Source organism: Nocardia sp. NPDC102475 (assembly GCF_055584605.1).
Window position 1 is genome coordinate 1 of the sequence record NZ_JBVJLS010000054.1, and the last position, 13,107, is coordinate 13,107.

Genomic DNA, 13,107 nt, shown 5'->3' on the forward strand with positions numbered 1-13,107 from the left:
TCGCCATCAACGAATCCAGCTCCGCCACAACATGATCCAACACCACCCGACAGGTCTACCAGCACCGAACCACCTGAGTGCAGTTGCAGTATTAATCCCGTTGACGCACGACGTCTCGCGGTGCTGATGGAAGAGCTCCTGGCAAGCCAGGCGTCCGCTCGGGGCGATGAGATCTAGCGATGCGCTGGCGAACACACCGGGGTGGCACGTGGTTCAGACGGTTTGCCCTGCAGTTGGATGGATCCCGATTGCCTGCTCGTCATAGCCCCAGGCGATCGTCGAAATCGGCTGGATCACCGTCGTGTCATCGGAGTGGAACGCGAAAGATCCTGCTGCTGACGAAGCGATGGCACTGGTCGCGTCGCGGTACGCCGTCTCCCACGACCAGGATCCGTTTGTCCGCATCCAGGATGCGGGCACCTGGCGAGTCAGGACGATGTGTGAATGCTTGAGCCAGAGGCGACCGTCGTGGCGTCCATCGCCCCCGAATCTCCGCACTCTGTCCGGTGCAACCGAATTGGGCGAGGTTCGCCGAAGGCAGGCCGAGACAAGCCAGCCGAATCCCTCCTCGAACGTGGGGGCATGACGCATCGGGTCGAGATCGAAGAATTCCGGCCGCAGGTCGGGATCGGTCGTCCGCTTGCCTACGGGCACGTGAGTCTTGTCGGCGGCTATGGGCGCGGCGATCAACGCGCCGGCTACGTCTGTGCTATGGATGTGGACCAAGGCCACGCAACCAACGGCGGCGGTGTCAGGAATGGCCCGCAGAACGTGGTTCTCGAGAAGCGTCTGCTGGGACATCGAGGGTAACTCGCCGAGATGCAGATCAGGAGTTCCTCCGGAGAACCGCGCCATGATCGGCGCGAAGTACCTGACCCCGCCCGAGGCCAAACTCGCTGCGGTTCGCACACGTTGGGGTGCGCCGGGCAGCTGGGAGACAAATGCCGACCCGAACAAGAACGTCGCGTCGCCGACCACTTCGAGTGCGTCCGAGACGTTGGAACCGAATGCGCCGGCTCCGACGCCGAACCCGCCCAGTGGGACTTCGATCAGGTCGGATGGGGTGCAGGCGCCGCGTACGACCGAATCGATCGCGCCGTAGATCAAGAACTGTTTAGTCATGTCGTGCCAGCCCCCAGATTCGTTCCAGCCGCAAGAAGAACTCCCGTAGATAGTCTTCGGCGTTGTGCCCCAGTATCGCTGAGTATGCGTCGATGAATCGATCGCGATGGAAGGTCTCCCGATCCAGCTGGTCGCGTATACGGACTCGTGCCGGCGAGGACGCCGCCTCACGGAGGATGTCCTCGACGAGCGTGCACTGGTGCAGCTTGAGGCCGAGCGGTTCGCCGGGAGAGTACAGCCGATCGACCACTCGGCCGGCGAAACGGGCGGCGGCGACCTCCGGCACTGGGCCGTTGGCATCATGCAACAGCGAAACGAGATTGGAGAAGCCCCACCAGCGCGGAATCCATTGGTCCCGTTCGAGCGCGGAGAAGACGAACTGCTCGAACTTGTTCGTGGGACGCAATCGGTAAGCGCGCGCACACATCCCGAGCGCGACCTCCCAGCATTCCAGGTCTGTCTCGTCCAACATCACCGAGGTGGGCAGGTTGAACAACGGATCGTCGAGCGCTCGATCGATCAGGCGCACCCATCTGCTGACGGCGGGGTAGGAGTTTTCGGCCTCGGCCAGATACGCCGAAAGCGCTTGTTGCAGTAGGTCATACGGCTGGCGATCACTGGCCTCGGCTTCGAGTAGATTGCGGCAGGCCCGAACGAGATCCCGCTGAACTCGATCATCTGCGGGCTCGTGCGTGAGGATCATCCGGCAGGTATCGATGATCTCGATCTCATGGAACCGGACATGGAGATTGTTCTCCCGGGGGATCGTCGCAGCGAGTTTTCCCAGGCGTTCGCGATCCCAGCTGCGCAGTTGCACTGCGCCCTCCCGACCGGAATTGCGGCGGCGGCGGAGCGTATCCACCCATGCCAAGAGGAGGTACGCGGCCTGGCTTCGAACGGCGTGATCGTCATCGACCAACAGGTCCACCAGGAGTGGTACGGCGCGGTTTGCCGACGTACGGGTCACCTGGAACAGCTGATCCAGCACGGCATTGATACGCGGCACATCGTTGGGACCGCAGTCCGCCCGAATGGCGACCAGACAGGACCGACCTCGGTCCTTGTTTATCGCGGCGATCATCGCACGCAATAGCTCGAGGGCAACGGAACTGGAGTACTCGTCGCGAAAGTCATGACTCAGTACACAGGCATAGAAAGAGTACGGTCCATCCTCGTTGACGAGTTCCCGAAGGACGGCTTCCTGAATCTTGTCGACCCGGCTGCCGCCGGTCTGCTTGCGAATCCAGCGCAGTGCGGGCATCAAATAGGGGGCCACGACATCGTAGGTGGACCGGCCGCGGAGCTCTCGTGGGCTCTTGTGCGGTTCGTCGGCCAGGCACAATGCCACGTACAGCGCAGCCAAGTTGTACACGTCTGTCTCGCGGCGGATCCGCAAAATCCCGTTGTCCACGACCACTCTGCCCGCAGGCAGGACCCGGGTCAGTCGGACTGGCTCCAGCCCTCGATCTGCCAGAGGGCGTGCCAATGCGCTGACCGGTACCGAGGTGACTTCGCGGCCGCACAACTCGAACGCGATCCTCGCGAGGGTCCGTAGCGTCGCGCTGTAGCTAAGCTGTGGAGCCAGGGTCTGCCGGAAGATCAGCTCGACCGGCGCAGGCGCCGCCTCTGCCCGCGCCGGAGTAAGCGCGGACCCAGAGTCGTCGCGCTCGTTCAGCCAACGAACCAAACCCACGATGTGGGATCTGCGAAAGGTCCAATCAGGAAACCTTGCCGCATACCGGAAGACGAAATCCGCGACTTCCTCAAGATCGCGCTTCGGTTCCATTACGAGAGGGAACGCCCGCAGATCCGCGCTGCGCTGTGGAACGAAATCGAGGTCGATCTCGGAGGGACGCAGGTCCGCATTTCGCAGTGCGTCGTGCAGCACCGCAGCCGTCGCCGATTCGCGAAAATTGGTCAAGAAGATCAAGACGGTCTCGAGTTCACGCAGCCGTGCCGCTCGCTCCGGACGCAGGAGTTCGGCAAGCGCATTCGGCAGATCTGCCGGGGCGACCTTCTCGTTGACCGCATCAAGCAGCAGCAGTGGCCTGCCGACCAGACCCAGCCGACCCGCGGCCGCCTTGCAATGTTTCAACTCCGCATCGATCTTTTCCATCGCCTCCTCAGGCGCGGTCTCCCCGAGATGTGCGTACAGCGGTACCAGCTGCTTCGGCTTGCTGCCGGCAGCCAACGGAGAACGGGGCGCTGCCAGCGCTATCGCCAGCGCGAAAGTGGTCTTGCCCGTGCCGGGTGCGGCATTGACGACGAATGACTGCGCACCCACCGTCTCCTCGATGCGCGGCAGCAACGCGGTTCCGCGGGCCGACGAGACTCGCGTGCCGCGAATCTCGAACGAAGCCGCGATCGACTCGGCCCATTGGCGAACACCCCTGCGGCGTTTCGGTATACGCCGGTCGAACTGTAGTGACAGTCTGCGGGTGAGATCCTTCTGCTGTTGGCGAGCGAGTCCATGTAGTCCGTGCGTTCGATATCTCAGAATCGCGGCGCTGCCGAGAGCGGCCAATGACACACTCGCAGCAGTTACCGTCCCAACCAGCCCCACAAGCTCATTAACCACCGTCAAAACCTCCAACCCCGTGGGCGGCGATCAGCGAACATGGAAAACGCTACTGGCGCCGTTGGCGCAAGCCGGATTGACGACGAACGAAACAGGCTGTAACTCAATAGAGTTGGGGAGTCGTTAGGGGATTGGGGGGCGTGGAGGAATGCTCAGGTGTCGATCCCGGACCCGTGTCGGGAGACCTCCGAAGACGTCCATGTCGCTGTGCATCGCCTTGAGCGGCGGGTTGATCAATCCGAGTGAAGCGCCGGGCCACAGCGGTGCGGTGCGGTTCCACGGCGTGAGCTGTTCGAGCCGGCCGAAGGTGCCTTCGCGCACGGCGTCGACGAGGGCTTGGTTGGTGTGGATGAAACGCTCGAACATGTTGCCGAACAACGCCCGCTCGACCCGACATCGAACAGCCGCTGCCAGACATCGTGTAATCGGCATGTGCGCGCGTTGAGAAGTGCTGTCAGCCAGCAGGTTTAGACTTCCGGCCAACGCGCGCCACGCGCATTGCGGGATATCCCTCAGCACTGGGCATCTCGAGCGGAGGGGCGCGAAGCGTCACGAGAAGGATAAGGTTCGGGCCCGTGGGACATTTGATTACTGCGCTCATCGTTCCGGGATCGGTCGATACCGATGCGGCCACCCGATGGGACCTGGTGCCGATCCCGCTACACCACGACCTGAGTCTGCTCCACCTGACGCATTACTACACCAGGTATTGGCAAGCGGCACTTGGTATTACCGAACATATCGAACCGTCTCCCAAGATTCCCACACTCTTCCCAACAGAAGGTGTCGTGCGAGTCATCGCAGCCGATCCTCTCGGCTCGGCCCGATCCTAGCTTCGCCGTGGTGTATACGGACTACCACGCGGGCGTCGGCGATCAGTGGGCAGCCACGTGTACTGCTGGTGGCACCATCTGCTCGGCCTCCGACGTCAACGCCGCGCTGCGCATGCTCGGCATCACCGGCGCACCAGGGTTGGACGAATTCGACCCGTCGGGCTGGCCGCCCACCGATCGACACCCGAATACCTCGACCGCTACATCGATCTCTGCGACGAACTGGGGCTGTGATCCATCCGCTCGTCGGCATGTGGGTGCGTTGAGTTGTCATGTCCCAGAGGCCATATAGGCGGCAAGGACGTAGTTGGCGTGCCGATCCAGGTTGGTGCGTGCGCGGTCATACCGCATCGTCGTGCGTGGGTCGGCATGACGGGCGGCGATCTGCACATCGCGTAGGTCGACACCGGCGTCGAGCATTGTGGTGACGAAGGTGTGGCGCAGCATGTGCGGATGCATATGTGGAAGCCGGACCACCGACACCTTGGCCAGCGCACGAAGGCGCCGCGTGGCGCAGTGGCGATCCATCCGCCGGCCACGAGCATTGAGCAGGATCGGCCCGAGGTCGCGGTCAGCGATCGCACGGTCGATGCCTGGTCCGACCGCGGGCGGCAGCGGGATCAACACGATCTTGGAGCCCTTGCCCACCACCCGCAGCACTCGGTGGCCGTGTTCTTCACCGACATCGGCGATGTCGGTGCTACAGGCTTCGAATATTCGTAACCCGAGCATTCCGAGCATGACCACGAGCGCGAAATCGAACCGGTTGGCCGAGTCCCGTGCCGCCGACAGCAGCGCCTCGAACTGCAGATGCGAAAGCCCTAGCGTGGGTGACTCGTTCGAAACGCGTGGCCGGCGAACATAATCGGCCGGGGAGTGTTCGAGAACGCCGTCGATGACGCAGGTGCGGTAGAAGCCGGTCACGACTGCCATGCGGCGCGCGACGGTGGCGGGCTTGAACCGGCGGACTTCGCGCATCCACCCGACATAGCGTTCGACCTCGGCCCGATTCATGGCCAGCGGGCTGGTCTGGCGGTCGATGCACCAGCCAAAGTACAGGCGCAGGTCCGAGCTGCAGTGGACGCGGGAGGTTCCGGAGAACGTGGCGAGGTACGCGGCTGAGGCCAGCCGCAACACGAGGTCATTGCCAGCGAAGGCGACATCGATGTCTGCTGAAGTACTCATGCATAACGATGCCCTCCAGAACCTCGACAGTCACGGTGTTCGCCATGGACCGCCAGTCCCGCGCGGGTCGCGGCATTACCGAGCGTCCGGGCTGTGTGGTGGGGTGGGGCTACCTATGGGTTTGGTATCGGCCGTCGGCGGCCGCGGTGAGGTGGTAGGCCAGGGCGCGTACGGCCTCTTTGAGGGTGTCGGGGTGTTCGATGACGAACGGGCGATTCAGGCCGGCGAGGACTGGGGGTATCCAGTCGAGTTGTTCGGCCCGGATTCGGACCCGCACCCACGGGCGGGTGTCGGACGGCGGTGAGTCGATGTCGCGCATGGTCGCGATCGTCGCGGGGAGCAACGGGCGGACCTGGGTAAGCGTGCCCTGCACTCGGATCGATACCTCGTGCCGGTAGGGCGCCGTGGCAAGTGCGGACGTTAGATGGGCGGCGGGCTCGAATCCGGTGGGCGGAGCGAACGTTCCGAGCAGTGTGGTCACCGCGGTGATGCGGTCCACCCGGAACTGGCGTAGTTCGTCACTGTTGCTGTCCTGTCCTGTCAGGTACCACCGGCCGGAGTGGCCGACGAGCCCGTAGGGGTGCACGGTCCGCTCGCTGGATCGCCCGTTTCGGTCGGTGTAACCGATCGCGACCGGTCGGTGCTCGCGGGTGGCCTCGGCGAGCAGGAGCAGGACGGCGGTCTCGGCAGCGACTTCCGGGCGAGCGGCGGCGGTGAATTCGACGGTGTTGATCAGTGCGTCCAGCCGGGCCGTCAGGCGGGCGGGCAGGACGCGGCGGAGTTTGGCAATCGCGCTGTCGGCTGCGCGGGCAGAGGCTGTCGATCGGTCGGCGCCGCGGCCGGTCAGGAGCCCGAGTAGCACGGCCACCGCCTCGTCGTCGGTCAGCATCAGCGGCGGCATCCGGTAACCGGGGGTGAGCCGGTAGCCGCCATAGCGGCCTCGCACCGATCGGACCGGGATATCGAGGTCGGTGAGATGGGTGATGTATCGCCTGACGGTGCGCTCATCGACACTGAGCCGTCCGGCGAGTTCGCCGACGGTGTGGGTACCGCCGGCCTGCAAGAACTCGAGCAGGGCCAGCACTCGGGCGGTGGGGCGCGTCATCGGGAAATTGTCACATCCATACCGGGCGGAAACTGTCCGGTATTGACTCTACCGTGGAACGCAGCGGCGGAACCTCCGCCTCATCCGACAGCAGGAGCACACAATGAAGCTCGTCTCGATCCGTCTGATCACCGATGACATCCAACGGCTGGTCAGCTTCTATCAGCACGTGACCGGCGTCGAAGCAACCTGGGGTACACCGGATTTCGCCGAAATCGTCACGTCGGCCGGTACAGTCGCGATCGGCAGCACCCGTACCGTGGCGCTGTTCGCGGCGGGCAGCGCGCGCCCAGCCGACAATCACACCGCGATCATCGAATTCCTGGTCGCCGACGTCGATGCCGATTACCGGCGGTTGCGGCCTACGGTCGAGGATTTCGTCAACGAACCCACGACGATGCCGTGGGGGAACCGGTCGCTGCTCTTCCGCGATCCCGACGGCAACCTGATCAACCTCTTCACCCCGGTCACCGCGCAAGCCGTCGCAAAATTCGCCGTTTGACATCCGCTCATCGGCATTATCGGACGTTCCGCGCGGACGTCAACGACCCACGTAGCCTCGGGCCATTGATCTTCGGACTGTCGCATCTGGCCGCCGGTAGGGTGCCGACAGCATCGGCGATTACGCAATCTAGTGCCGCGTCCAGATTGCTTGCTGCGCTATCTGCCTCCGGCAGCTCGCCGAGCGTAGTGATATGGCGGTCGAATTCGCGGTGGGCGACCATCATTCGACTACGTTCGACGGAACCCCGGGCAGCGATGCGGCAGAAGCTATCTGGACACGGCACTAGCTGGGGAGTTCGAATATGCCGCTACGTGACCGAGTTGGCCAACTGATCGGCATATGGGGCAGTGAATTTTCCGACGATGGGAAGCTCTGCGCGGACACCGCCGGTGTTGTTGGTCTGGACCATGGCCATGATCCAGACGACGACTGCGAAGACCGCGACTGCGAGTCCGGCGAGGCTGAGGATGATCCCCAGGACTCCGAGCAGCGAGCCGACGATGCTCAGAACAGTATTGGCCACCGAGACCGCCCCGAAGAAGACGATCGATTGTGAGGCATGGAATTTCACATCGGGATCGTTCTTTCCCACGAATAGGAAGATGATTCCGGTGAGCCACCCCAGTGCGTAGGACAGGATCGCGCTGGTCTTTTTGTCCAAGCCGGCGGACTGCGGTTGGTTGGTGGGAGGTTGAGAAGATGTCATGGGGTAAGTAGATGCCGCGCGCGCCACCTACCGATCCCAGGTTTGAGCACGAACCCACAGGTTGCGGGCCAGCCGGCGACTGGGATCCTGGATGGGGTTGTCTCGAGGAGATGATTGCCGACGAGCTCGAAACGACTGGGTGATGGCTCATTACGTAATCGAGCACCGAAAAAGCCGCAGAGTAGCCGAGTCGGTCTCCGAACAGGGGGCGCTGCACGGCCATCGTCATGCAGCGGTGTGTTCGGTCGGCCTCGAATCGATACAGCCACCTGAAGGTCGCCTGCCCCGCACCGGCCTGTTCGATCAGCGCGGTATGCGGCATTTGCGTGTACTGGATCGAACGATGGTCAGTTGGAGTGAATATGGCTTATCGGTAACCGTGAACCCGTTCGTAAAGACTGGTCGGCCATTTCGCGTTCTGCGGGTCGGCGACATGCCGAAAGCCAGCGGCCTCGTAGCCTCAGGCCGACGCCTGACGCCTCGTCTCTCACTACGTGGAGTCGTCGCGTGGAGGTCGTGACGTAGAGTGCGGTTGCGGGGGGCAAGCCGGGACTGCCGTCGGGTGCGGCCCCGGACCGACCTCCTGCCCGCTCCGGAGGCTGTCGGCACGACCGCGTGGCCATGACTGAATCGAGGTCGGCGCCCACGTGGAGACCGCAGCGAATTCCTCTGTCGCAGTGACGTCCTGTTCACCTGACGCGGCGGCGAACCGTGACATGTCGCGCCCGGCGCGCCTGCACGCCCACAGCGCCGTCTCCACCGCCCTGGCGCTGCACAGCGATCACGCGTTGCGCGAGCTCGTGGACGCGGCCGCACCGCTCGGCGCCGGTATCGGTGGGAAGTCAGCACTGTTGGAGGTCGCCGGAACCCCGGTCTTTGTGAAGCGAGTACCCCTCACCGACCTGGAACGACAGCCGGAGCACGTCCGGTCCACGGCGAACCTTTTCGACTTGCCGCTGTTCTACCACTACGGCGTCGGTCTCATCGGCGGGGCGGGCTTCGGGGCCTGGCGCGAGCTCGCCGTGCACACCATGACGACGAACTGGGTGCTCGCCGCCGAACACGAGGGCTTCCCGCTGATGTACCACTGGAGGGTGCTGCCGGACACGACGCCGCTGCCGACCGAGCTCGCCGACATCGACCGCGTCGTCGCCTACTGGGACGACCGACCCCAGGTACGCCACCGGATCGAGGCCCTGCGGGACTCTTCGGCGAGCATCGCGCTGTTCCTGGAGTACATCCCACAGACCCTGCACCAGTGGCTGAACGCCCAGATCGAGGCGGGCGACGAAGCCACCGACCGGGCCTGCGCCATGGTGGAGCGGGAACTGGCCGCCGGCACCGTGTTCATGAACAGCCGTGGGCTGCTGCACATCGACGCGCACTTCGAGAACATCCTGACCGACGGTCGGCGCCTCTACTTCGGCGACTACGGACTCGCGCTCTCGTGCGGGTTCGACCTCTCACCGACCGAGGCCGCGTTCTTCGACCAGCACCAGAGCTACGACCGCGGCTTCACCGCCACCTACCTGGTGAACTGGCTGGTCACCGCCCTGTACGGGCTCCGGCGGGAGGACCGGGAGGCGCGCGCCGCGATGGTGCGCGCCTTCGCCGAGGGCAAGCCGCCGGAGGGCATCCCTGCGGAGGCCGCTGCGGTCCTCACCCGGCACGCGCCGATCGCCGCGGCGATGTCCGCGTTCATGCGTGCGTTCCAGCAGGAGAGCCGGAGCACCCCGTATCCGGAACAGGAGATCCGCCGCCTGCTGGGCGGCCAGGCCTTTGGGAGCCCTGACGTTAGGTGACCCACCGCGTCCTCGGTGCCACTTGACGCCGCGAGAACACCGCTACGTAGCGCCGCGGATCACACCCAGCCTGAATCTAGCTTGGTCGATGTGCTGTGGGCACTCCTGCTGGAGGAGTCCTGATACGACGAATAGGCCCCCTCACCCCGTGGCTCGGGTTCACGTGGTCGTGGCAATGCTCTCGATGTGAGGGGTTGCGGCGACCGAGTCGTTTTCGGAGGATGTGGTCCCGTTCGGTGACGAGTTGGTCCACTTGGTCAGCTGTGCGGGAAGCCGCAGCGGTGTTGGGGATTACGCGGCCGCGGTGTTACGCGATTTTGCGGGTGAAGGGCATGGTTCGCAGAATGGACATGCTGGCGATGTCCTGCAAGAGGAATCTTGGAATATTCGAAGTCGAGCGGGATACCCGGCTTATATTCGGCTGAACCGTATTCGGCCTGTTGTCCTCTCTGGCCCGATTGGGCACGATAGCCTTTCGCTATGGGTCGCATTTACAGATTCCTGGCCGGAACTGCGGCGGTATCGCTGGTCGCGGGGAGCGTTGTCGCCGGGGGTGCGCACGCCGCGCCCGCCGAGCAGCTGTCGTGTGGAGTGTCCTCCGGGCGAGAGCCGGAACGGGCGGCCCCGGAACAGGTTGGACTGGATTCGGGACTACTCGCGGACGCCATGGCATTCGCGAGCGCGCGTAATCGGTTGAATGTGCAGGTGTTCCGGCACAACTGCCTGATCGGTGAGGGGCCGGCGAACGACGCGACCGGAAATGTCGCCTGGAATATCTGGAGTGCGACGAAGAGCGTTGTGTCGTTGCTCGCCGGAATAGCCTGGGATCAGGGGAAACTCGATATAGCAGCGCCGATCGATCGGTATCTGCCGCCCGGACTCGGTGATGCGCAGCATCGGTCGATCACCGTGGAGAATCTGCTGACCGAATCGGCCGGCCTGGCGGTGGGTATACTCTCCGAGGGTATCACCGGGGTGATTCCGATCGATCCGAATAGTGCCGTGCAGGCGCTCGGAGTGCCGTTGGAGAATCCGCCGGGCGCGGTATTCAGTTACAGCGAACGCGCTGTCGATCTGCTCGCCTATGTCATCGAGCTGGCCATGGGTGAGCCATTGCAGCAGTTCGCGCAACGTAAGCTTTTCGATCCGCTCGGCATCGAACTCGGTGATTATTATTGGGCGCGCGATCGCGCCGGTCACACCTACGGATACGCCCATCTGCTGATCCCGCCGAACGATTTCGCGAAGCTCGGCCTGCTGGTGAGCAACAACGGACGCTGGGGCACACGGCAACTCGTCTCCGAGACCTATCTGCGCATGGCACGCCAGCCGTCACCAGCGAACAAGTGCTTCGGCTACCTGTTCTGGATCGGCCTCGGATGCTCTGAGAACTCCGGCTTCCAGCCCGCCGACATGTACTTCATGGTCGGACTCGGCATGCAGAACGTCTTCATCGTGCCGAGTCTGGATTTGACGGTGGTGTGGACCGGAGTCTTCGGAAATGCCAGCAACCAAGGCATTGCGGGGGCCCTGCAGAACACCACGGAGCTGCCGCACGAATTCTTCCGCCGACTGTTCGCGGCATTCCAGGACCATCCGGTGCCCGATCCCGGTCCGTATGTCGAACCGCCGCCACGTGAGGATCCGGGCGAGTACGTGGATACGAATCTGCTGATCGCCGTCTTCGGTGTCGGGCCCGCGGCATATCCGGGCTGCAATGTCTTCAGCTGCCTGAACTACCCGTTGGCACCACCATTAGCGGATACCCCGCCGGGCTGCGTCGTTCAAGTCTGCCTCGGTCCGGATCCGCGCACGCCCGGCATCCGCTGAATCGGACGCCGAAGAAGGGGCGCCTATCAGCTCGGAAATCCGGCGTCAGCGCTCATGTCGCTACGAGATCCGGGTCGACGGTGTCTTGGCCGGCTTCACCGCGTTCGTGCGCTCTGAGCGCACGATCACTGGCGGCGGCGACCAGGAGCGTTCGTTTACAATCAATGGCTCCGACCCCAGTAGGTGAGGGCGGGCCCGTGGCCCGCCCTCACCTACTGGGGTCGCCGTAGTATTCGCCGAAAATCGGGCGGATATGGCGTAGCCGCAATATAACCGGGGCCAACTACGATTGACGTTGGGCCGTCCTGGTCGCCGCAGGAAAGCGGGTTGGATTCAGCGTCGGACGCGATAACGAATATGCGTAGCCGCAGGCGTATTGATCACCTCGACGATGTCGAGTTCGATCTCCGACGGCAACATGTCGAACAAGCGACGTCCACGACCGAGCAACACCGGAATCACATGGACCTGCAGTTCGTCCAGCACCCCCGCTGTCAACGCCTCGCGCACAGTGTAAGCGCCGCCGCGTATCTGCACATTCCGCTCCCCAGCAGCAGCTTTCGCCTGTGCCATCGCGCTTTCGATACCGTCTTGCACATAGGTCACCAGCGGATAACCCCAGCGAGCGGCCGGTGCAGGCGGGCGATGGCTGGGTACGAAGATCGGTTGGCCGTTGTGATCACCACCCCAGTGGTCCATCAGCTCCGCGGTCCGCCGGCCCGACAACACCGCACCCGCGGCGTTCCACTCCTCCTGGAACTGGACGAGCGGCCCGGCCGCGTCGGTCTCGTCGGCCCACAGGTGCAATCGCTCACCGTCCTCACCGCCGAGGAAGTCATCGGAATCTGCGATATACCCGTCGAGCGACATCGACATATCCAGCACTGATACAGACATAATTGACTCTTTCGCAGGTTTCGAGAGTGAGCTTCCTACCCGATCAGACGACGGCGGGCCGTGGAATTCATCGCTAACTCGCCGCAGGTTCCGACGACAGACCCGTGTCGCCACGAACCCCAGCCTCCAGCACGCCGACCAACCACCTCGCCCCGCAGCACAACCACGAAGTCACCCCCAACAGCAGCTACGCCATATCCGCCCGATTTCGGCGATTACTACCGGAGCCCCCTACTTCGACACAGGCCCTAGGTCGGGGGAGCCGTCCCGTGCAAGTTCGGGGTCGGTGGGGATGCGGTTTGCTTGGCGTGGACGAATTGCTCGACCGCTCCATCGAGTCGCTTGCGCACGGGCCGATTCCGGCTCGCCCATGTAGTAGTGAAAGCTACTGTGGTGCTGTTGAACTCAGCCGATGCTCAGGAGGGCATCCTGATCACTTCGGCGTTATCCCTTAGTGAGTGTCTGAGATCTCGGCTATCGGGTGCGGGCCAGTCGTCGTGACATGGTCATGATCATCGCGATGTGGACCATGGCTTCGTGGTGT

10 protein-coding genes are annotated in these 13,107 nt (G+C 63.7%); 3 read left to right on the top strand and 7 right to left on the bottom strand.

Annotated elements, in window-relative coordinates:
* Nucleotides 1-213: 213 nt before the first annotated feature.
* The 5 genes from ACZ60G_RS43660 to ACZ60G_RS43680 all read right to left on the bottom strand — a co-directional run bounded on the left by ACZ60G_RS43660 (nt 214) and on the right by ACZ60G_RS43680 (nt 6,823).
* Entirely contained in the window at nt 214-801 is a 588-nt protein-coding gene (locus ACZ60G_RS43660; protein ID WP_465818250.1) for a hypothetical protein, read from the bottom strand.
* Between the two features lie 313 nt (nt 802-1,114).
* Complete coding sequence (locus tag ACZ60G_RS43665) at nt 1,115-3,430, bottom strand: hypothetical protein (RefSeq protein ID WP_465818252.1); 2,316 nt, start codon at nt 3,428-3,430, stop codon at nt 1,115-1,117.
* A 393-nt stretch (nt 3,431-3,823) separates the two neighbouring features.
* Entirely contained in the window at nt 3,824-4,219 is a 396-nt protein-coding gene (locus ACZ60G_RS43670; RefSeq protein ID WP_465818253.1) for a hypothetical protein, read from the bottom strand.
* Nucleotides 4,220-4,803: 584 nt separating this feature from the next.
* Entirely contained in the window at nt 4,804-5,718 is a 915-nt protein-coding gene (locus ACZ60G_RS43675) for a tyrosine-type recombinase/integrase (protein ID WP_465818255.1), read from the bottom strand.
* Between the two features lie 109 nt (nt 5,719-5,827).
* Nucleotides 5,828-6,823 (bottom strand): helix-turn-helix transcriptional regulator, encoded by a 996-nt coding sequence (locus ACZ60G_RS43680; RefSeq protein WP_465818257.1) that lies wholly within the window; start codon nt 6,821-6,823, stop codon nt 5,828-5,830.
* A 103-nt stretch (nt 6,824-6,926) separates the two neighbouring features.
* On the opposite strand from ACZ60G_RS43680, the gene ACZ60G_RS43685 reads away from it, so the two are divergent.
* A complete protein-coding gene (locus ACZ60G_RS43685) occupies nt 6,927-7,325 on the top strand; it encodes a VOC family protein (protein WP_465818259.1) in 399 nt (132 codons plus the stop codon).
* Between the two features lie 310 nt (nt 7,326-7,635).
* On the opposite strand, the gene ACZ60G_RS43690 is transcribed toward ACZ60G_RS43685, so the two are convergent.
* Nucleotides 7,636-8,034, bottom strand: a complete 399-nt coding sequence (locus tag ACZ60G_RS43690) for a DUF4870 domain-containing protein (RefSeq protein ID WP_465818261.1) — start codon at nt 8,032-8,034, stop codon at nt 7,636-7,638.
* Nucleotides 8,035-8,681: 647 nt separating this feature from the next.
* Between ACZ60G_RS43690 and ACZ60G_RS43695 the strand changes: the two genes are divergently transcribed.
* Nucleotides 8,682-9,836, top strand: coding sequence for a protein kinase family protein (locus tag ACZ60G_RS43695; RefSeq protein WP_465818262.1), 1,155 nt, complete (start codon nt 8,682-8,684; stop codon nt 9,834-9,836).
* Nucleotides 9,837-10,316: 480 nt separating this feature from the next.
* Nucleotides 10,317-11,666, top strand: coding sequence for a serine hydrolase domain-containing protein (locus ACZ60G_RS43700; protein WP_465818264.1), 1,350 nt, complete (start codon nt 10,317-10,319; stop codon nt 11,664-11,666).
* 333 nt (nt 11,667-11,999) lie between these two features.
* Here the strand turns inward: ACZ60G_RS43700 and ACZ60G_RS43705 are convergent, their stop codons facing one another.
* Entirely contained in the window at nt 12,000-12,563 is a 564-nt protein-coding gene (locus ACZ60G_RS43705) for a dihydrofolate reductase family protein (protein WP_465818266.1), read from the bottom strand.
* Nucleotides 12,564-13,107: the final 544 nt, after the last annotated feature.

Excerpts from the sequence above, each read along its gene's own strand:
- ACZ60G_RS43680 (WP_465818257.1), bottom strand. The coding sequence starts at position 6,823 with ATGACGCGCCCCACCGCCCGAGTGCTGGCCCTGCTCGAGTTCTTGCAG.
- ACZ60G_RS43705 (WP_465818266.1), bottom strand. The coding sequence starts at position 12,563 with ATGTCTGTATCAGTGCTGGATATGTCGATGTCGCTCGACGGGTATATC.
- ACZ60G_RS43675 (WP_465818255.1), bottom strand. The coding sequence starts at position 5,718 with ATGAGTACTTCAGCAGACATCGATGTCGCCTTCGCTGGCAATGACCTC.
- ACZ60G_RS43690 (WP_465818261.1), bottom strand. The coding sequence starts at position 8,034 with ATGACATCTTCTCAACCTCCCACCAACCAACCGCAGTCCGCCGGCTTG.
- ACZ60G_RS43700 (WP_465818264.1), top strand. The coding sequence starts at position 10,317 with ATGGGTCGCATTTACAGATTCCTGGCCGGAACTGCGGCGGTATCGCTG.
- ACZ60G_RS43660 (WP_465818250.1), bottom strand. The coding sequence starts at position 801 with ATGTCCCAGCAGACGCTTCTCGAGAACCACGTTCTGCGGGCCATTCCT.
- ACZ60G_RS43685 (WP_465818259.1), top strand. The coding sequence starts at position 6,927 with ATGAAGCTCGTCTCGATCCGTCTGATCACCGATGACATCCAACGGCTG.